Source organism: Acidobacteriota bacterium, assembly GCA_040754075.1.
GTDB lineage: Bacteria > Acidobacteriota > Blastocatellia > UBA7656 > UBA7656 > JBFMDH01.
In genome coordinates, this window is record JBFMDH010000006.1 from 267,039 (window position 1) to 285,551 (window position 18,513).

Genomic DNA, 18,513 nt, shown 5'->3' on the forward strand with positions numbered 1-18,513 from the left:
AAGGAGGCCACTTGAGATGACAGCGGATGTTCAACACATAAAAGTCGAGGCTGTGCCGCAGGTGAAGACCGAACGCACGGTCAGGTATTACGTCTGGGACAGAATCGTGCGCCTTACGCACTGGGTCAACCTGTTTGCGGTCGCCACTTTGATTTACACGGGTTTTTATATCGGCGGGCCCTTTTTCCGCCCCACGGTTGATGAACCCTACGGCGCGCATTCGATGGCGACGATGAAAAATCTGCATTTCATTGCGGCGGTAGTTTTCACCATGAATGGCTTGGTGAGATTTTACTGGTTTTTCGCCGGTAAAACTTACAGCCAGTGGTTTCGCCTCAACCTCTGGCAAGGCGATTACTGGCGCGAAGTCTGGTGGAAGTTAAAAGAATATCTTTCTCTGCGTTATGTTGACCGCGAACCGCACACCCTCGGTCATAACGCGCTGGCGTCGCTCAGTTATTCACTGCTGTTTCTTGCCGCCTCGTTTATCGGTGTCACCGGATTTGCGATGGCTGGCAAAATCAATCCCGGCGGATTCCTCGATACCTTTTTCGGATGGGTGGTTCCGCTATTTGGCAGCGAAGCCAATGTGCGCAGCATCCATCGGTTGATGATGTGGGCGATCATCGCTTTTATGATTCACCACATCGCTTTCGTTTTTTATTATGAAATTTTCGCGGAGAAAGGCTTGTTGTCGTCGATCATCACCGGCATCAAGATTCGCCCCGCGAGTTGGAAACCGAACGAGAAACCATGGAAGAAGGAATGAATCTGGTCATTTTAGGCATCGGCAATCCGCTTCTCGGCGATGATGGTTTCGGCGTCGAAGTAGCCAGGCGTTGCAAAACTTGTAATGATCTCGCCGGAGTTGATGTGGTAGACGGCGGGTCGCAAGGGTTGTACCTGTTGCCTTATCTGAAAGACCGCACCCACATCATTGTTGCCGATGCCATAGCCTTTGGCGGAACCCCCGGCGAAATCGTGAGACTTGATGCCGAACAAGTTCCTGCAAAACTGAGCGTCAAAATGTCCGAGCATCAAGTCTCCTTTCACGAAGTTCTCGCGCTGATGCAACTGCTCAACTATCAACCACAGGAGTTCGTCTTTTTCGGCGTACAACCCAAAAGTCACCTTTGGGGCGAACCGATGTGTGCGGAAGTCGCATCTTCGATTGATGCAGTCGTTGAAAAAATAACCGCGCAGGTAAACCGTTGGAGGAATCACACAAATGGAACTCATGAATGCTTTGGCGCTGCTCAATGAAATCAAACATGCGTTGATTGAACTGAGAGTGAATGGCGCAACCCGCACCATCAACATTTTGAATTTCCCGCTTACCAATAATGATTCGCAATTTCTCGATGAAACACTCGGACGCGGCAATTTGACGATTGATTATCGCGGCGCCGAACATACCTTCTGGCAAGAAGCGAAAATCGCCGGCGTCTGGTGGGGTGAATATCGCAACTCGAATAACAAAGTGACGCTCAGAACCATTGAAATCGCCGAAGTGCCGATGCTTACCAAAGCTCAACGCGAAGATATGGAATTCGGTATCGCGAAATTGGAAGCCTTGACCGCAGAGTATGATTCAGACGGGAAAAAAATCTTGCCGGCGTAGATGTGAACATTTGACGACCGGGGTCAATTTTCAAATTGATTGGCTTAACAAATTGTCGGTGTGAATTTCAGCGACCTCTGCGAAAACCTCCGCGTTCTCTGCGGTTTTGCCGGTAAATGAAACCGCCGAGAGGCAGAGAAAAATGCAGAGGTCGCCAGGTTTGTAGAGACTTTTATGCACGAAGCCGCCATCATTCAAGGCATTCTCGAAGTCGCCGAACGGCAAGCCCGCGAGCACGGCGCATGCGCCATAAAAAAAATCAAACTCAAGGTCGGTGAATTTCGCGGCGTGGTTCGCGAGGCGTTGGAATTTTCTTTCGCGGCAATGAAACTCGAGACAATGGCTCACAACTCAGAACTTGAAATCGAAACCATCAAACTGCGGGTTCATTGTCAGCGTTGCGGCGAAGTCGAATCATCAATCAATGATTTCAATTTGCTCTGTCCCAAGTGCAACGAAATGTTGATAATCATTGCCGGCAGAGAATTGCAAATCGAATATCTCGATATTGAATAGACGGGAGATAAAATGCATCAGGTAACTCTCGAATCCAACATCCTCGAAGCCAACGAAGCACTGGCGGCGGAAAACCAAATCTTCTTTAACCGTCACAACATCTTCGTTATCAATTTTATGTCAGCGCCCGGCGCAGGAAAAACCTCTGTGCTCGAAGCCACCATCAAGCGCATCAAATCGGATTATCGGCTCGGCGTCATCGAAGGCGATTTGATGACCACGCTCGACGCCGACCGCATCGCCGCGCTTGGCGTTCCGGCTTATCAAATCACCACCGGAACCGTATGCCACCTCGACGCCAAAATGGTTCACCATGCGCTTCACCATTTCAAGGTCAATGATTTGGATTTATTGTTGATTGAAAATGTCGGCAATCTGGTTTGCCCCGCCGAATTCAATCTCGGCGAAGATTTGCGGGTGATGGTTTACTCGACAGTTGAAGGCGCGGAAAAACCCAAGAAATACCCCTTCATGTTCCATGAATCGCAAGCCGTGTTGCTCAACAAAATTGATTTGCTTCCTTATTCGGGGGTTGAACTCGCTGAACTTGAACGCAATGTTTTGGAAGTCAACCCCGAAGCCAAAATTTTTCCGATTTCCTGTCGCACCCAAGAGGGGTTGGATGAATGGGTCGTGTGGCTTAGGAATTGCGTTGAAACTCATAAGCAAAATGCAATGGCGAATTTTTCATAAGTTCACCTTTGCTTTTTAATAATCAGCGCCCCGGATGCAAACTGGTTGAGTAATTTTTACCAACGGCGGATGTCATGAAGCAGGCAATTATCGAAAGCCGCGATTTTCAAAAACTGATTGACGTGTTAATCGGTGAAGGTTTTCAAGTGATGGCTCCGACCATCAGTGATGGCGCAATCGTTTATGACCGCGTCGAATCGGTTCAGGAATTCCCCATCGGTTGGACGGATGAACAGGAAGCGGGTATCTACCGTTTGAAAAAACGCCATGACCAGGCGTTGTTCGGTTATGTTGTCGGACCGCATTCGTGGAAAAAATTTCTTCACCCGCCGACCGTTCGCCTCTGGCAAGCGCGACGTGACGCCAATGGCTTGCATTTCATCGAAGCGCGACGCCAGTCGCCTAAGTTTGCTTTCTTAGGCGTGCGCGCTTGCGAGATTCACGCCATCGAAATTCAAGACCGGGTTTTTCTGCAAGGACAAATCACCGACCAAACTTACGCAACCAACCGCGAAAACCTTTTCATCGTTGCCGTCAATTGCACGCAACCGGGAAACACCTGCTTTTGCACATCGATGAAGACCGGGCCGAAAGCCACCAGGGGTTTCGATTTATCGCTTACTGAAATTTTGCAGGACAATCAGCATTATTTCGTCGTTGAAAGCGGGAGCGAACGTGGTGAAGCGATTCTCGAACAAATTCCCCATCGCCAATCCACAGACGTAGAAAATCAACACGCCGATGAGTTGTTGCGTCAGTCCGCTGAACATATGGGGCGACAACTCAATACCGATGGGATTAAAGAGTTGCTCTATCGCAATATGGAACATCCGCGTTGGGATGATGTCGCAAAGCGTTGTTTGACCTGTGCCAATTGCACGATGGTCTGTCCGACCTGTTTTTGCACAACCGTTGAAGACGTAACCGATTTGCGCGGCGAGCATGCCGAGCGTGTGCGCAAGTGGGATTCCTGTTTCACCTTGGATTTTTCTTACATACATGGCGGCAATGTTCGCCATTCAACCAAATCGCGTTATCGCCAATGGATGACCCATAAACTGGCGAGTTGGATTGATCAATTCGGTTCGTCGGGTTGCGTTGGTTGCGGGCGGTGCATCACCTGGTGTCCGGTCGGCATAGACATTACCGAAGAGACGCGGGCGATTCGTGAAAGCGAAAACGCTACCAGCGAAACCGCTACCAGCGAAACCGCTACCAGTGACATTATGGCAAGCGAACTGCCGGATAAGGAGGTGTGAAGTGGAAACTCTTGAACCGCTGCTGGCGGCGCATCCTTTTTTCAAAAACCTCGAAGAGAGTTTTCTGAAACTCATCACCGGTTGCGCGTCGAATGTGCGCTTTGAAGCGGGCGAGTTCATCGGTCGCGAAGGCGCAAACGCCGACCATTTTTATCTCATACGTCATGGACAGGTCTCTTTACAGGTCGCCTCTCCATCTCGCGGCGCGATGGTTGTGCAAACCATCGGCGAAGGCGAAATACTCGGCTGGTCATGGCTGGTGCCGCCTTACCGCTGGACGCTCGATGTGCAAGCCATCACCCTCACACGCGCCATTGCACTTGATGGCAAATGCATTCGCGCGAAATGCGAAGAAAATCATGATTTGGGTTATGAACTGCTGAAACGCTTTACCCAAATCATGGTGCAGCGACTCGAAGCGACGCGCATTCAACTGTTGGATATTTATGGCACCCACGCTTGATGAACAAATGCATATATCAGGTTCAGCTGAAGCGATGTTGCCGCGCGCTTATGCGATTCGCCGGGTGAAGCGCGAAACCGCCGACACCTTCACGATGGAATTTGAACCGGTTGATGGCGCGAGTGAATTAACTTTTGCTGCCGGGCAATTCAATATGCTCTACGTCTTCGGCGTCGGTGAAGTGCCGATTTCCATCAGCGGCAATCCCGCAAATCCGCAAACTCTGGTGCATACGACGCGCGTTGTCGGAACCGTCACCAAAGCGTTGGGCGAATTAAAACGCGGCGATAGAGTTGGCATTCGCGGCGCGTATGGTCGCGGCTGGCCGGTTGCCGCAGCCACCGGTAATGATGTGGTCATCGTGGCCGGCGGCATCGGGCTTGCTCCCCTCAGACCGGTAATGTACGAGATGCTCGCGGCGCGCGAAAAATTCGGTAAAGTGGTGTTGCTTTACGGCACACGCACGCCTGCGGACATTCTCTTTCGCAAAGAACTCGAAGAGTGGCGGGCGCGATTTGACCTCGAAGTTTTCATCACGGTTGACCGCGGCAGTCCCGATTGGCGCGGCAATGTCGGTGTGGTCACCACCTTGATTCCCAAAGCGCCGTTTGACCCGACAAATACCCTTGCGATGATTTGCGGACCCGAAGTGATGATGCGATTTACCATCAACGCGCTACAAAAACGCGGCGTGCCCGCCGAAGCGATTTATGTTTCGATGGAACGCAATATGAAATGCGCCATCGGTTTTTGCGGGCATTGCCAGTACGGCGGCGCGTTTATTTGCAAAGACGGTCCCGTTTTCAGCTACGCGCAGATTCAAGAACTGTTCGGCAAATCGGAGATTTAGTTATGCACGCGAAACCCAAACTCGCGGTCTGGAAATTCGCTTCCTGTGATGGCTGTCAATTGAGTCTGCTGGATTGCGAAGATGAATTGCTGGCGGTTGCGGCGGAAATTGAAATCGCCAATTTTCCCGAAGCCTCGCGGGCAGTGGTGCGTGGCCCCTATGATTTGTCGTTGGTCGAAGGTTCGATTACCACGCCGCATGATGCCGAACGCATTCATCAGGTGCGCCGCGCCTCGAAACGCCTCGTTACCATCGGCGCGTGCGCCACTGCCGGAGGTATTCAGGCGCTTAGAAATTTCAAAGACGCGCGCGAATTCATCTCCATCGTTTATGCGACGCCTGATTACATTCACACGCTCAATAAATCGACGCCGATTTCCGACCACGTCTTCGTCGATTTTGAATTGCAGGGTTGCCCGATAAACAAAACGCAACTCATCGAAGTCATCAGCGCGTTTTTGAATAACCGCAAACCCAACACGCCGCCGCACTCGGTTTGTATCGAATGCAAAAGGCGCAACAATGTTTGCGTGATGGTGGCGCGCGGCACGCCTTGTCTGGGTCCGGTGACGCACGCCGGTTGCGATGCGCTTTGCCCTTCGTATCATCGCGGTTGTTACGGATGTTTCGGGCCGATGGAATCGCCCAACACCAGAGCGTTAAGCACGCAATTTGCCAAAATGGGTGTGCAAGATATGGAACTGGTTCGCCTGTTTCGCGGCATCAACGCTTATGCGGAGCCGTTTCGCAAAGAGAGTGAAGCGCATGAAAAATAGAACCATCAAAGTCGAATATTTGGCTCGCGTCGAAGGCGAGGGGGCGCTGTTTGTCAAACTCAAAGGCGATGAAGTGGTTGACGTGAAGTTGAAAATTTTCGAGCCGCCGCGTTTTTTTGAAGCCTTTCTTCGCGGACGTCATTTTTCAGAAGTCCCTGATATTACGGCGCGCATCTGCGGCATTTGCCCGATTGCTTATCAGATGAGTTCGATTCACGCGATTGAAAATGCTTTTGGCGTAAAGGTCGAAGGCGCACTGCGCGCCTTGCGGCGGCTGATTTATTGCGGCGAATGGATTGAAAGCCATGTGTTGCATGTTGCCATGCTGCACGCGCCGGATTTTCTCGGTTATGCCGATGCCTTGCAGATGGCAAAAGACCACCCGGAAATTGTGCAACTGGCGCTCAGATTAAAGAAAGCCGGTAACGCCATAGTGGCGCTGCTCGGCGGCAGAGAAATTCATCCGGTCAATGTTCGCGTCGGCGGTTTTTATCGCGTGCCGACCCGGCGGGAACTTGCGCCACTCCTTGAACAACTCAAAACGGCGCGTGATGAAGCCGCAACCCTGGTGCGTTTTGTCGGTGGCTTGGAGTTTCCCGATTTTGAACGCGATTATGAATTCGTCGCCCTGCGTCACGAAAGCGAATATCCGTTTAATGAAGGGCGGTTGGTTTCCAACCAAGGTTTAGATATCGACATCAGTCAATACGACGCGCATTTCGTTGAAGAACACGTCGAACATTCCAACGCTTTGCAGTCAACCCTGAAAGCGCGCGGCGCGTATTTCGTCGGACCTTTAGCGCGGTACAATTTGAATTTCGATAAATTGTCGCCGCTCGCTAAAAGCGCCGCCAGCGCCGCAGGACTCACGCATACCTGTAACAATCCTTTTAAAAGCATCATTGTTCGCGCCGTTGAAACGCTTTACGCTTTCGATGAAGCAATTCGTATCATTGAAAATTACGAGATGCCTGAACGCGCGGCGATTGATTTGGAACCGCAATCTGCAACCGGCTATGGTTGCACCGAAGCGCCGCGCGGCATCTGTTTTCATCGCTACAAGTTTGATGAGCAAGGCTTGGTGGCGGATGCGAAAATCGTTCCGCCGACCTCGCAAAATCAGCAGACCATTGAACAGGATTTGCGGGCGTTTGTGCCCGCGCACATCGCGCTTGACCAGAATGAACTGACCTGGCGATGCGAACAGGCTGTGCGCAATTACGACCCCTGCATCTCTTGCGCGACCCATTTTTTACGACTGGAAATCGAGCGCGAATAAGGTCTACTGACTTGATGGCGCTAAATGAATGCTTGAGCAAACGATAAAAACTTTAATCATCGGAGTCGGTAATCGCTATCGCCACGATGATGCGGTGGGGTTAATCATCGCTTCGCGGTTGTGCGCGAAACTTTCGGATGATTGTGAAATCATCGCACACAGCGGCGAAGGCGCTGCATTGATGGAAATGCTGAAAGATAAAAATTCCGTCATTATCATTGATGCGGTGAGTTCAGGCGCAACCGTCGGAACGATTCACCGGCTGAATGCGAATGCGCAAAAAATTCCCACGAATTTTTTTAATTATTCAACTCACGCATTCAGCCTTGCCGAAGCGATAGAGATGGCGCGAGTTTTACATCAACTGCCCGAACGATTATTGATTTACGGCATCGAAGGCGAAAATTTTACGATGGGCGAAGGCTTATCATCGGCGGTTGAACGGGCAGCGCGAGAAGTTGAATCGGAAATTTTGCGCCTCGCGCAACAGGCGCAATTGATAAAATCGGTTTAAGATAGTCATTCGCGAAAAAAATCAGAGATAAATTCATGCAAGGTGAAATGGCACAACCGGTGAGTGGTGTCGAAAGCCGCAGTCGTTTGCGACTAACGATTCGCGGCGCGGTTCAAGGTGTGGGCTTTCGACCATTCATTTATCGGTTGGCTTTGGAACTCAGGCTCACAGGTTGGGTCAACAATTCGGCGCAAGGCGTATTTATCGAAGTCGAAGGCGAGCGCCAACAACTCGAAAACTTTCTGCTGCGCATCGAACCCGAAAAACCGCCGCAATCGTTTATTCAAAGCCTCGAATCGGCGTTTCTCGACGCCAAAGGCTTTACGAAATTTGAAATCATCAAAAGCGACGACGCGGGTGCAAAGACCGCTATCGTTTTGCCGGACATCGCCACCTGCAAAGATTGTCTCAGCGAAATATTTGACCCAACCAATCGCCGCTATCGTTATCCCTTCACCAACTGCACCAATTGCGGGCCGCGTTTTTCCATCATCGAAGCCCTGCCTTACGACCGCGTGAGCACCACGATGAAAAAATTCGCGATGTGCGAAGCCTGCAAAACGGAATATGAAAACCCGCTCGACCGCCGCTTTCACGCGCAGCCCAATGCCTGTCCCGCGTGCGGGCCACAACTCGAACTCTGGAACCGTGAAGGCAAATCAATCGCCGCTAAAGATAGAGCTTTGCTTGCCGCTGCCGATGCCATCAGACAAGGCGCAGTGGTTGCAGTGAAAGGCTTGGGCGGATTTCATTTGATGGTCGATGCGCGAAATGATGAAGCGGTAAAAAATTTACGCCAGCGTAAGCGCCGCGAAGAAAAACCCTTCGCCCTGATGTGCCCGTCGCTCGCCTCCATCAAAGCCCTTTGCCAGGTCTCTGACCTTGAAGCGCGAATGCTCGTTTCATCGGAATCGCCAATCATCTTGCTCAAGCGAAAACCAAAAGACTCCGGACTCCAGACTCCAGACTCCAGACTTTCTGATGTGCTGGCTCCCGATAATCCTTATCTTGGCGTGATGCTTGCCTATACGCCTTTGCATCACTTGTTGATGAATGAACTGGGATTTCCGGTCGTGGCAACCAGCGGCAATCTTTCCGATGAGCCGATTTGCATTGATGAATTTGAAGCCCTTGAACGATTAAAAAATATTGCCGATGTGTTTCTGGTTCACAATCGTCCGATTGCGCGTCACGTCGATGATTCGATTGTGCGGGTGATGGCGGGGCGCGAACTGGTGATGCGGCGGGCGCGCGGTTTTGCGCCGCTGCCTGTGCATTTGAAAGAAACATCGAAAGTCATTCTCGCAACCGGCGCGCATTTAAAAAACACTGTGGCGCTTGCCGTCGGCAAAGAAATTTTTCTCAGCCAGCACATTGGCGATTTGGAAACCGCCGAGGCTTACGGCGCTTTTCAACAAGTGATTGCAAGTTTCAAAAACCTCTACGAAGCCGAACCCGCACAAATCGCTTGCGATGCGCACCCGGATTATCTGTCAACCAAATTTGCCAAAGCTTCGGATGTACCAATCACAAGCATTCAACACCATTTTGCCCATGTAATGGCTTGTCTGGCGGAAAATGAGATTGCAGAAAGCGCGCTGGGCGTGGCGTGGGACGGCACAGGTTACGGAACGGATGGAACCATCTGGGGCGGTGAATTTTTGCAAGTGTCGGATGGCGCATATCGACGTGTGGCGCACTTTCGCGCCTTTCATCTGCCGGGCGGTGATCGGGCAATCAAAGAACCGCGCCGCATTGCGCTTGGCTTGCTCTATGAAATTTTCGGCGACGCGGTTTTTGCGATGGATGAACTCGCGCCGGTTGGCGCTTTTACCGCAGAAGAGCTTTCGCTGTTAAAGCAGATGCTGCAAAAGCAAATCAATGCGCCACTGACCTCAAGCGCCGGACGTTTATTCGATGCTGTCGCCGCAATCATCAACCTCTATCAGCGCGTCAGATTCGAGGGGCAAGCGGCAATGCAACTGGAATTCGCGCTTGACGGCACCACAAGCAACAACGCTTATCAATTGCGGATTGCGGGAGAGGCTCAAGCCTGCTGCGAATTGCGTAATAATAAGTGTCACTCATCACTCATCACTCACCACTCATCACTTGAAGCCAATGACTCCAGACTCCAGACTCCAGACTCCAGACTGATATTCGATTGGCAACCGATGATACTTGGAATTATTGAAGACTGGCGCAAGCAGATTCCGGTTGCAGAAATCTCTGTGAAATTTCATAACACACTGGTCGAAGCGATTGTCAGTATCGCCAGGCTTATCGGCGAACAATGTGTGGTTTTAACCGGCGGATGTTTTCAAAATAAATATTTAACTGAACGAGCGGTTGCGCGCTTGCGCGAGGAAGGCTTTCGCCCTTACTGGCATCAACGCATTCCACCAAATGATGGCGGCATTGCGTTGGGGCAGGCGTTTGCAACCATTCACACCATGAAAGAGGAGTAAGCTATGTGTTTAGCGGTTCCCGGAAAAATTATGAGTATTCGCGGCGATGATCTTTTACGAAGTGGCAAAGTCAATTTCGGTGGCATCGTCAAAGAGGTGAACTTGAGTTATGTGCCGGAAGCGAAACCTGGCGATTATGTCGTGGTTCACGTCGGTTTTGCCATCAGCATCGTTGATGAACAGGAAGCCAATCAGGTTTTCGAGTATTTGAAAGCCATCGGCGAACTCGAAGAGTTGCAGGAAGGAGGTGCAGCATGAAATTCGTTGATGAATACCGCGACGCCATTGCCGCCAAACAATTTGTTGAAGCCATCGCCCGCGTCACCACCAAAGAATGGACGATTATGGAAATTTGCGGCGGGCAAACGCACGCGATTGTCAAATTCGGCATTGATGAATTATTGCCGAAAAATATCACCCTGGTTCACGGTCCCGGTTGCCCCGTGTGTGTGACCCCGATTGAACTCATTGATAAAGCCATCGAAATCGCTTCACGCCCGGATGTCATCTTCTGTTCGTTCGGCGATATGTTGCGCGTGCCGGGAAGTCAGAAAGATTTATTTTTGGTGAAAGCCGCGGGCGGCGATGTGCGCATCGTTTATTCGCCGCTCGATTGTTTAAAAATCGCCCGGGAAAACCCTGCGAAAGAAATCGTATTTTTTGCCGTCGGCTTTGAAACCACTGCGCCCGCAAACGCCATGGCGGTTTATCAAGCTTACGCCCAGGGCATCAAAAATTTTTCCATACTGGTTTCGCATGTCCTGGTGCCGCCCGCAATGGAAGCGATTCTCTCTTCGCCGCTCACCCGCGTGCAGGGATTTCTTGCCGCCGGTCACGTTTGCACCATCATGGGTTATACCGAATACGAACCGATTGCGGCAAAATACCAGGTTCCGATTGTCGTGACGGGTTTTGAACCGTTAGACATTTTGCAGGGCGTTTATATGTGCATCAGGCAACTCGAAGAGGAACGCGCCGAAGTCGAAAATCAATATGCCCGTTCGGTTCGCAAGACCGGCAATGAACCGGCGCAACAAATCATTCGCGAAGTTTTTCGGATTGTGCCACGCAAATGGCGCGGCGTCGGTGAAATTGCCGAAAGCGGCTTGGGGATGCAGGAAAAATATCAGGCGTATGATGCCGAGCAAAAATTCGGTGTGGCGAGTTATACGGCTGAAGAACCGTCCGAGTGCATCAGCGGGTTGATTATGCAGGGGGTCAAAAAACCGAACGAGTGTTCAGCATTTGGAACCCGCTGTACGCCTGAAAATCCGCTCGGCGCGCCGATGGTATCGAACGAAGGCGCGTGCGCCGCTTATTTCCGCTATCGCCGCGTGGAACTGATGGCAACCCAGGCGGAGGTATAAGCGATGAAAAACGGAAAAGAATTTACGCTGGCTTGTCCGATTCCGATTTCGCAATATCCACAGGTGATGCTGGCGCACGGCGGCGGCGGAAAATTGATGCACCAACTCATTGAACAGATGTTCGTCCCGGCATTTCACAATTCATTGCTTGGCGTTCGTCACGACGGCGCGACGCTGAACGTTGGCGGCGCGAAACTCGCTTTCACGACCGATTCCTATGTTGTACGCCCGCTCTTTTTTCCCGGCGGCGATATTGGAACGCTGGCGATTAACGGCACCGTAAATGATTTGGCGATGTGCGGCGCGCGTCCGCTTTACCTGAGCGCCGGGTTCATCCTCGAAGAAGGCTTAGAGATGGAAACCCTGTGGCGCGTCATTCAATCCATGCGCGAAGCGGCAGATGCGGCGGGGGTGCAACTGGTGACCGGCGACACCAAAGTTGTTGATAAAGGCAAAGGCGACGGCATCTTTATCAATACCGCTGGCGTCGGCATTATCGAACATGAGTTGACGATTGCGCCCGCGAGTGTCCAAAGCGGCGATGCGATTTTAATCAGCGGCGATTTAGGTCGTCACGGCATTGCGATTATGGCAAAGCGCGAAGGCTTGGAATTTGAAAGCGAGATTGAAAGCGATTGCGCGCCGCTCGCCGGGTTAGTTGCCCAGTTGCTTGGCGCAGGACTTGAGATTCATTGTCTGCGCGACCTGACACGCGGAGGACTGGCAAGCGCCCTGGTTGAAATCGCTGAAGCAGCGCGTGTGAATGTTCATGTCGAAGAGCGTTTCATTCCGGTTCGCGAAGATGTGCGCGGGGCGTGTGAAATTTTAGGATTTGACCCGCTTTATCTGGCAAACGAAGGGCGCTTTGTGTTGTTTATTCCCGCCTCGCAAACCGATGCAGCGTTGCGTGTGTTGACCGCGCATCAGTTTGGCGAAGGCGCTTGCGTGGTTGGCAAAGTCGCCGCCGCGCCGCAAGCGATTGTGACGATGAAAAGTCGCATCGGCGGCAACCGCATCGTTGATATGTTCAGCGGTGAACAACTGCCGCGCATCTGCTAACAGAAAATCATTTTCGGGAATGAATGATTAGGACGGAAAATCACCGGGATTTATTTGACGGGACATTCCCAGCGGATAACGCGGATTGAGCGGATGAGGACGGGTATGTTATGAAGCACTCAATATTGTATTCGATTTATAAATATCCATCCGTCTTCATCCGCGCGATCCGCCGCATCCGCTGGGAAATCAACCTTGAATGTAAATCCGATGGTTTCCAGTCAAACAATTAAACCACTTCATTGATGAAGAACCCGCGGGCTTTCGGTGAAACGATAAAATCACCTCTTCACCTTTTCACCTCTTCATCGCTTGTATCCGTACAACCAGCGCGATGTGGTGTTGCCGAGATTGCGAACCGAGTGCAAAGCGCGCGCGGGAATCAACAGTTCTTCGCCAATTTGCGGATGATAAATTTTGCCATCGATTGCAAATTCAACTTCGCCTTCCAGAACGAGCACCAACTCATCCATCGCATGCACGAAGTCTTCCCAAGTTTGACCGGGCGGGTCTACCCACACGCCGCAACTGAACCCCCGCGATTGCCAATCTTCGGAAATTTTATCTACATCAACCATCAATATCTTTGCTCCCAAAATTCAATCGCTCTTGCGGGCAATCGCCTGCTTTAATAATTCCATCACCCGCTGGTTTTTGAGCAGTTGCGCGACTCCGAAAGCGAATTGCAAATCAGCGAGCGCCGCCTCCCGGTTATCGTTGAGTAACAGTTCAAGAATATCTGCGTTGCTCGCTTTGACAGCGAAAACGATTGGATTAAAACCCAGATACTTGCCTTTGGCATTGCGATTGGCGCCGCGTTCGATAAGCAGGCGAACGGTTTCGAGGTGTTCGCCTTTAACCGCGTGCATCAAAGCGGTCGCGCCGCTTTCGTCCTTAACGTCAGCCTCAAGCCCTTGATTCAATAACGCTATCACGCGCTCATATTGTCCAAGCCCGGCGGCTTCCAGAAATTCATCATGTTCATTTGTGGTTTGGTCTGTCATAGGCAATTCATCTGTTGAGACTGATGGTTGTTTATCGCAGCGAAGCTTGATTTTCAAGCCGGTTTGCCGGTCACGCCAAAATTTGCGATGCCGCTTCGGAAATTTGATTGAGTTTTGCTTGCAACCTCAACTGCGCCTCTTCGATTAATTTTTCATCTGCAAGCGTTGCTAAAACCATTGATTCATCAGTTGCCACAACGATACGACCGAAAGGCACGGGATTTCGCGCCGCATCCCATTTATGTCGTTCGGCAATCGCCGGACGGCAATCTGCGCCGAGCGGAATCAAAGGCGCGCGGGTCGCAGATGCCAGCGCAACGGCTCCCACCTTGGCAATTCGCGCAGGTCCGCCACCATCTGCGGTCATCAACACATAACCGCCCTGTTCGATGACCCGCGCAAGTTCACCTAAAGCTTTCCACCCCTGCCCGGAACTATCGCCGCGCACCACTTCAAGTCCTAACCACCTGCACAATAAAGCCAGCGCATCGCCGCGCGCATCTCGCGCAACCATAATCGCTGTTCGTGCGCTGAGCGGGTGTTTGGCAAATGCCACTAAAAGCGAAGGCGCGCATCCATGCCAGAGGGCAATCACCGCCGGCGCAGGAAGATTGGGAAACCGATATGCGCCCGTTGCGGTGAGCCGCGAAGTGAAAGCGACCAGGCGAGCGTAAACGCGCAAACCCAGAGCAGACAAAGTTGCGCCGAGGCGATGAATGAACGGAAGATGTTCACGAAAAAATGCGAGGATGGTATCAAATGAGCGTGTCCATAAATTTCTCTGGCTTTCAGGATTGTGCGTCGTGGTCACTTCGCCCGATTGTTTCAAGCGTTGCAAAATTTCTTCGAGCCGTTGCAACGCTTCACAAGATTTTTCACCAGTGTATTCATGGTTTGTGTATAATTCATCGTTGTGAAGTACAGGTTGCATGATTTACGCTCTCGAAGAATCGGTTTGGCTTTGAGCGGTGGTTCGGTTCGCGGACTTGCACATATAGGAGTCGTCAAAGCCTTAACCGAAGTTGGTATTCAGCCCGAAATTATAACAGGAACCAGCGCCGGTAGTCTTATCGGCGCGGCGCTGGCTGCGGGAATGACCTGGCAAGACCTTGCCGACCTGGCGCGTTCCGTCGTCTGGTTCAAATTGTTGCACGGCGACACCCTGGAAAAATTCTGCGCCGAACGATTTCCTGAAACCTTCAAAGAATTACGGCTGCCATTTGCTGCCATCGCCACTCACGTCCCAACTAAAAAAGTCGTTACCATTAAGGACGGTCATCTGCCATCGGCAATCAGCGCCAGTTGTGCGATGCGCGGCGTGCGCGGCGCAGTCATACGCGAAGGTCAACGTTTGAAAGATGGCGGTATCGCTTGTGTGTTGCCATCGGTGTCCTGTCGCGAGATGGGCGCGGATTTCGTCATCGGGTCGGATGTGTGGGAACTGAGTTCGTTGCTCCGCAGCGTTGGCATTCACCCGACGCATTCGCAAAGGCAGCGAATCTACCCGTCGCATTATCGCCGCGCACTGCATCACACCGATATGCTCGTCACCCCGGCAATTCCGCACAGAGGTTACGTGCCGGGAAAAAAAGCCGTTGAATTGATGATTGCCGCAGGGGAACAAGCCACGCATCAGGCGCTCAAACGGTTGTTCATTCACCGGGCTGCCTGAAGCCGTTTTTTCTATATCCCTGAGGGAAAAGTTTCAGGCGCTTCACCCGCTTCCCACTCCGATGTGCGCTCCAACGGTTCGACGGCTCGCGTTTCATCAAAGTGCAGAACGGCGTCAAATTGATTTGCCAGACGCGCCCGAAAGTAATGGCTCTGGCGTTCGCTCTCAGGCAAATAGATAACTCCGATGGCGCGCTCCAGCATCGGTTCGCGCAAACTTCTGGCAGCGCGGCTTGCCTCTTGTAGGTTCAGCATAAATCGTGGCATCCCCACTTCATGAAATACCGCTTCATAGCTTCCGGTGAGCGCCGGACGAACCCGTTTGCGTTCAGCCGGTCTGCCCCAGTTGGACGCCGCCGTAACCGTACCGCTGTAGGTGGTGAACCCGACCAGCACTGCATCGCCGTGATAACGCTCGCGCACCAGTTCACCGACATTTAATTCGCCGGCGCGACCCATATCGGTGGCTCGCGCATCGCCAAGGTGTGAATTGTGCGCCCACAAAACCACTTTCGCATAACCATCCTGCTGTTCCAGATGCGCGATGAGCGCGTGCAGGGTTTCCGCCATATGACGGTCGCGGAGATTCCATGAAGAGATGCGCCCTTGAAACATCTTGCGATAATACTCTTCAGCGTTTTTCACCAAACGCGCATTCTGCTCGGCATAAAAGAAATCGTCTGCGGCAATGCGACCATCAAGGCTGGCGTAGTGACGGGCTTGACGTTGAATTTCGATTAACTGTTGTACAACTTCCCGCTCGCAAGACTGCGCCAGACCGAAGGTTGCCGCATAACCGTACTCTTGTGGCTCCTCACCAAAATGCTCGAAACATGAATAACGCCGCCGCGCCGCTGCGGCTGCCCCAGGGTCAACTTTATCCAGATAATTCAACACCGCTTCGATGGAGGTGTGCAGGCTGTACAAATCAAGCCCGTAAAAACCGCTCATGACGGCTTTCCCCTTGAGCGATTCATTATGGGCGCGCAGCCAGCCGATGAAATCCAGCACATCAGCATTGCGCCACATCCAGGCAGGAAATCGTTTAAAGCCATCGAGAGCATCTATGGCTTCCGCGTCGGCGCTCTCGCCGCGCACATAGCGATTGATGCGATAGGCATCAGGCCAATCCGCTTCGACGGCAATCGCATTAAAGCCTTTTTCGTTAATCAACCGCTTGGTGATTTGCGCGCGCTCTTTATAGAATTCGTGTGTGCCGTGCGAAGCTTCGCCAAGCAAAACCAATCGCGCATCGCCAATCAAATTCATCAACGGGTCGTAATCTTCCATCGAAGCTTCGAGCGGATGCGCCGCTACGCGCAAGACATCAGTTAAAATAATGGTATCGACATTAATCATCGTTTCACCTCCTTTACAGAAAATAATCTTCAGGTTTCGCTTTACGCGGTCTGCTGTTTTCGCCGGGCGCGTTCCAGTAAATCGCGAACTTCTTCATCGGTTGTTTGCGAAAAATCGCGATACCATTTGCCAACCCCACCGAAAAATTGCGGAGTGAGCGCGCAAATGCATTCATCGGCGATTCGGCTAAATTCCCTGCACACATTGGGCGGCGAAACCGGAACCGCAATGATGATACGCGCAGGGGCGAGCTGGCGTAGCGCCTCGACCGCCGCGCGCATGGTTGAACCGGTGGCTAAGCCATCATCAACCAAAATTACTGTCCGTCCATCAACCTCAAGAGCCGGGCGATGATTTCGATAAAGCTGTTCGCGTCGTTCAAGTTCTTGTTGTTCCTGTGCCGCAACCCTGTCAATCAACTCTTCGGGAATGTTCAGATAATTCACCAACTGCTGATTGAGGACGCGCACCCCGCCACTGGCTATCGCGCCCATCGCCAATTCTTCCTGACCGGGAAGTCCGAGTTTGCGAACCACAAAAATATCGAGCGGCGCGTTGAGGGTTTTCGCCACTTCAAAAGCGACCGGCACGCCGCCTCGCGGAAGCGCCAGCACCACAACCTCACTAAGGTTGGCATAGCCTTTGAGCTTTTCTGCCAAAGCGCGACCGGCTTCAACTCGGTTTTGAAATTTATCTGCCATAGCTTTCCTCCTATGAAAAGCAGGACAAAAAGTCTCGCCTTATTTCGTTGATAAATATTTTTTGAACCAGGCTGCCGCCAGATGCGCGACTGCTTCGAGAGTTCCCGGCTCTTCAAAAAGATGCGTAGCGCCCGGCACAATCTGTAGCTCTTTTTCGCATTGCAGTTGTCGATAAGCCGTTTCGTTCAATTCAATCACGACATCATCCAAGCCTCCGACAATCAGCAAGGTCGGCGATTTGACGCGAGTGAGCGCGTCGCCCGCAAGGTCAGGTCGTCCGCCGCGTGAGACCACAGCGCCAACCCGGTCGCCGAGTTCGGCGGCGGCAACCAGTGCCGCGCCACCGCCAGTGCTGGCGCCAAAATAACCAACTTGGAATTCTCTGGTATCGGGTAAATTTGCCAGCCATTGCGTTGCATCCAGCAATCTTTTCGCCAATAAATGAATGTCGAAACGCAAATGACGGGTAACTAAATCAATTCGTTCTTCCTCTTTGGTCAATAAATCGAATAACAACGTGCCAATCCCTGCTTCACGGATGGTTCGCGCGACATATTGATTGCGCGGACTGTGCCGACTGCTGCCGCTGCCGTGCGCGAATAACACAACGCCTGAGGTTTCGTGTGGCAGGATTAACTCGCCTTCGAGTTCTACTGTACCGGAAGGAATGAAAACACTATGTTGCGCGTGCATTTTCATAACCAACACCTCCCGGAGGTTGATTAGCAAGAATTGTTCCTTGGGATTTTGCGGGTAATTGGGGAAAATTTGGGTAAACGTTACACAAAACGGAAGAACCGATCATTTGGCTCACCGGGCACACCTTTAACCGTCGATTGGCACAGTTGCCAAAACCTACAACTCGCTAACCAATGCGGTGTTAAAGCCCGTCATTGCCGGACTAAACCGCGCT

General features: G+C 51.9%; 22 protein-coding genes. 16 read left to right on the forward strand and 6 right to left on the reverse strand.

Translation table 11 applies throughout. The annotated features are described in order from the left end of the window. The first annotated feature begins 16 nt into the window (after positions 1-16). From cybH to hypE, 15 genes are all read left to right on the forward strand, one after another. Positions 17-769 carry a Ni/Fe-hydrogenase, b-type cytochrome subunit gene (gene cybH / locus AB1757_09340; protein ID MEW6127230.1) on the forward strand — a complete coding sequence of 251 codons (753 nt, stop codon included), beginning with the start codon at positions 17-19 and terminating at the stop codon, positions 767-769. Next, on the forward strand, positions 754-1,263 hold the full coding sequence (locus AB1757_09345; GenBank protein ID MEW6127231.1) for a hydrogenase maturation protease: 510 nt from the start codon (positions 754-756) through the stop codon (positions 1,261-1,263). The genes cybH and AB1757_09345 overlap by 16 nt, the downstream gene beginning before the upstream one ends. Next, the gene (locus AB1757_09350) at positions 1,229-1,621 is read left to right on the forward strand and encodes a hydrogenase expression/formation C-terminal domain-containing protein (GenBank protein MEW6127232.1); all 393 of its coding nucleotides are present in this window, start codon (positions 1,229-1,231) and stop codon (positions 1,619-1,621) included. Before AB1757_09345 ends, AB1757_09350 begins: the two co-directional genes overlap by 35 nt. Before the next feature lie 174 nt (positions 1,622-1,795). Continuing rightward, the gene (locus AB1757_09355; GenBank protein MEW6127233.1) at positions 1,796-2,137 is read left to right on the forward strand and encodes a hydrogenase maturation nickel metallochaperone HypA; all 342 of its coding nucleotides are present in this window, start codon (positions 1,796-1,798) and stop codon (positions 2,135-2,137) included. Between the two features lie 12 nt (positions 2,138-2,149). Beyond that, positions 2,150-2,830 carry a hydrogenase nickel incorporation protein HypB gene (gene hypB / locus AB1757_09360; protein ID MEW6127234.1) on the forward strand — a complete coding sequence of 227 codons (681 nt, stop codon included), beginning with the start codon at positions 2,150-2,152 and terminating at the stop codon, positions 2,828-2,830. Positions 2,831-2,904: 74 nt separating this feature from the next. Continuing rightward, on the forward strand, positions 2,905-4,089 hold the full coding sequence (locus tag AB1757_09365) for a 4Fe-4S dicluster domain-containing protein (GenBank protein MEW6127235.1): 1,185 nt from the start codon (positions 2,905-2,907) through the stop codon (positions 4,087-4,089). Between the two features lies 1 nt (position 4,090). Continuing rightward, positions 4,091-4,552: a cyclic nucleotide-binding domain-containing protein gene (locus AB1757_09370; GenBank protein MEW6127236.1), complete on the forward strand. Its 462-nt coding sequence runs from the start codon at positions 4,091-4,093 to the stop codon at positions 4,550-4,552. Further along, positions 4,536-5,402: an FAD/NAD(P)-binding protein gene (locus AB1757_09375; GenBank protein MEW6127237.1), complete on the forward strand. Its 867-nt coding sequence runs from the start codon at positions 4,536-4,538 to the stop codon at positions 5,400-5,402. Before AB1757_09370 ends, AB1757_09375 begins: the two co-directional genes overlap by 17 nt. Positions 5,403-5,404: 2 nt before the next feature. Next, positions 5,405-6,178: an oxidoreductase gene (locus AB1757_09380; protein ID MEW6127238.1), complete on the forward strand. Its 774-nt coding sequence runs from the start codon at positions 5,405-5,407 to the stop codon at positions 6,176-6,178. Beyond that, positions 6,168-7,457: a Ni/Fe hydrogenase subunit alpha gene (locus tag AB1757_09385; protein MEW6127239.1), complete on the forward strand. Its 1,290-nt coding sequence runs from the start codon at positions 6,168-6,170 to the stop codon at positions 7,455-7,457. Before AB1757_09380 ends, AB1757_09385 begins: the two co-directional genes overlap by 11 nt. Positions 7,458-7,485: 28 nt before the next feature. After that, entirely contained in the window at positions 7,486-7,971 is a 486-nt protein-coding gene (locus AB1757_09390; GenBank protein MEW6127240.1) for a hydrogenase maturation protease, read from the forward strand. 35 nt (positions 7,972-8,006) lie between these two features. Further along, positions 8,007-10,439: a carbamoyltransferase HypF gene (hypF, locus tag AB1757_09395; GenBank protein MEW6127241.1), complete on the forward strand. Its 2,433-nt coding sequence runs from the start codon at positions 8,007-8,009 to the stop codon at positions 10,437-10,439. 3 nt (positions 10,440-10,442) lie between these two features. Then, positions 10,443-10,697, forward strand: coding sequence for a HypC/HybG/HupF family hydrogenase formation chaperone (locus tag AB1757_09400; GenBank protein ID MEW6127242.1), 255 nt, complete (start codon positions 10,443-10,445; stop codon positions 10,695-10,697). Next, the gene (gene hypD, locus AB1757_09405; GenBank protein MEW6127243.1) at positions 10,694-11,806 is read left to right on the forward strand and encodes a hydrogenase formation protein HypD; all 1,113 of its coding nucleotides are present in this window, start codon (positions 10,694-10,696) and stop codon (positions 11,804-11,806) included. The genes AB1757_09400 and hypD overlap by 4 nt, the downstream gene beginning before the upstream one ends. 3 nt (positions 11,807-11,809) lie before the next feature. Next, a complete protein-coding gene (hypE, locus tag AB1757_09410) occupies positions 11,810-12,865 on the forward strand; it encodes a hydrogenase expression/formation protein HypE (protein MEW6127244.1) in 1,056 nt (351 codons plus the stop codon). 305 nt (positions 12,866-13,170) lie between these two features. On the opposite strand, the gene AB1757_09415 is transcribed toward hypE, so the two are convergent. From AB1757_09415 to AB1757_09425, 3 genes are all read right to left on the reverse strand, one after another. Continuing rightward, entirely contained in the window at positions 13,171-13,443 is a 273-nt protein-coding gene (locus AB1757_09415) for a cupin domain-containing protein (GenBank protein MEW6127245.1), read from the reverse strand. A 21-nt stretch (positions 13,444-13,464) separates the two neighbouring features. Further along, positions 13,465-13,869, reverse strand: coding sequence for an ankyrin repeat domain-containing protein (locus AB1757_09420; GenBank protein MEW6127246.1), 405 nt, complete (start codon positions 13,867-13,869; stop codon positions 13,465-13,467). Positions 13,870-13,939: 70 nt separating this feature from the next. Continuing rightward, a complete protein-coding gene (locus tag AB1757_09425; protein MEW6127247.1) occupies positions 13,940-14,800 on the reverse strand; it encodes a DUF374 domain-containing protein in 861 nt (286 codons plus the stop codon). 24 nt (positions 14,801-14,824) lie between these two features. On the opposite strand from AB1757_09425, the gene AB1757_09430 reads away from it, so the two are divergent. Then, positions 14,825-15,541, forward strand: coding sequence for a patatin-like phospholipase family protein (locus AB1757_09430; protein MEW6127248.1), 717 nt, complete (start codon positions 14,825-14,827; stop codon positions 15,539-15,541). A gap of 11 nt (positions 15,542-15,552) precedes the next feature. Here the strand turns inward: AB1757_09430 and AB1757_09435 are convergent, their stop codons facing one another. Genes AB1757_09435 through AB1757_09445 form a run of 3 tightly spaced genes read right to left on the reverse strand, consistent with a single transcriptional unit; the run spans position 15,553 to position 18,299 of the window. After that, positions 15,553-16,899 (reverse strand): erythromycin esterase family protein, encoded by a 1,347-nt coding sequence (locus tag AB1757_09435; GenBank protein MEW6127249.1) that lies wholly within the window; start codon positions 16,897-16,899, stop codon positions 15,553-15,555. Positions 16,900-16,940: 41 nt separating this feature from the next. Next, entirely contained in the window at positions 16,941-17,600 is a 660-nt protein-coding gene (locus AB1757_09440) for a phosphoribosyltransferase (GenBank protein ID MEW6127250.1), read from the reverse strand. 39 nt (positions 17,601-17,639) lie between these two features. Beyond that, positions 17,640-18,299 (reverse strand): alpha/beta family hydrolase, encoded by a 660-nt coding sequence (locus tag AB1757_09445; protein MEW6127251.1) that lies wholly within the window; start codon positions 18,297-18,299, stop codon positions 17,640-17,642. Positions 18,300-18,513: the final 214 nt, after the last annotated feature.

Coding starts and splice junctions, on each gene's coding strand:
- AB1757_09445 (MEW6127251.1), bottom strand. CDS start 18,299: ATGAAAATGCACGCGCAACATAGTGTTTTCATTCCTTCCGGTACAGTA.
- AB1757_09365 (MEW6127235.1), top strand. CDS start 2,905: ATGAAGCAGGCAATTATCGAAAGCCGCGATTTTCAAAAACTGATTGAC.
- AB1757_09380 (MEW6127238.1), top strand. CDS start 5,405: ATGCACGCGAAACCCAAACTCGCGGTCTGGAAATTCGCTTCCTGTGAT.
- AB1757_09355 (MEW6127233.1), top strand. CDS start 1,796: ATGCACGAAGCCGCCATCATTCAAGGCATTCTCGAAGTCGCCGAACGG.
- AB1757_09345 (MEW6127231.1), top strand. CDS start 754: ATGGAAGAAGGAATGAATCTGGTCATTTTAGGCATCGGCAATCCGCTT.
- AB1757_09415 (MEW6127245.1), bottom strand. CDS start 13,443: ATGGTTGATGTAGATAAAATTTCCGAAGATTGGCAATCGCGGGGGTTC.
- AB1757_09420 (MEW6127246.1), bottom strand. CDS start 13,869: ATGACAGACCAAACCACAAATGAACATGATGAATTTCTGGAAGCCGCC.
- cybH (MEW6127230.1), top strand. CDS start 17: ATGACAGCGGATGTTCAACACATAAAAGTCGAGGCTGTGCCGCAGGTG.
- AB1757_09425 (MEW6127247.1), bottom strand. CDS start 14,800: ATGCAACCTGTACTTCACAACGATGAATTATACACAAACCATGAATAC.
- hypB (MEW6127234.1), top strand. CDS start 2,150: ATGCATCAGGTAACTCTCGAATCCAACATCCTCGAAGCCAACGAAGCA.
- AB1757_09435 (MEW6127249.1), bottom strand. CDS start 16,899: ATGATTAATGTCGATACCATTATTTTAACTGATGTCTTGCGCGTAGCG.
- AB1757_09375 (MEW6127237.1), top strand. CDS start 4,536: ATGGCACCCACGCTTGATGAACAAATGCATATATCAGGTTCAGCTGAA.
- AB1757_09400 (MEW6127242.1), top strand. CDS start 10,443: ATGTGTTTAGCGGTTCCCGGAAAAATTATGAGTATTCGCGGCGATGAT.
- hypD (MEW6127243.1), top strand. CDS start 10,694: ATGAAATTCGTTGATGAATACCGCGACGCCATTGCCGCCAAACAATTT.
- AB1757_09385 (MEW6127239.1), top strand. CDS start 6,168: ATGAAAAATAGAACCATCAAAGTCGAATATTTGGCTCGCGTCGAAGGC.
- hypE (MEW6127244.1), top strand. CDS start 11,810: ATGAAAAACGGAAAAGAATTTACGCTGGCTTGTCCGATTCCGATTTCG.
- AB1757_09350 (MEW6127232.1), top strand. CDS start 1,229: ATGGAACTCATGAATGCTTTGGCGCTGCTCAATGAAATCAAACATGCG.
- hypF (MEW6127241.1), top strand. CDS start 8,007: ATGCAAGGTGAAATGGCACAACCGGTGAGTGGTGTCGAAAGCCGCAGT.
- AB1757_09390 (MEW6127240.1), top strand. CDS start 7,486: ATGCTTGAGCAAACGATAAAAACTTTAATCATCGGAGTCGGTAATCGC.
- AB1757_09440 (MEW6127250.1), bottom strand. CDS start 17,600: ATGGCAGATAAATTTCAAAACCGAGTTGAAGCCGGTCGCGCTTTGGCA.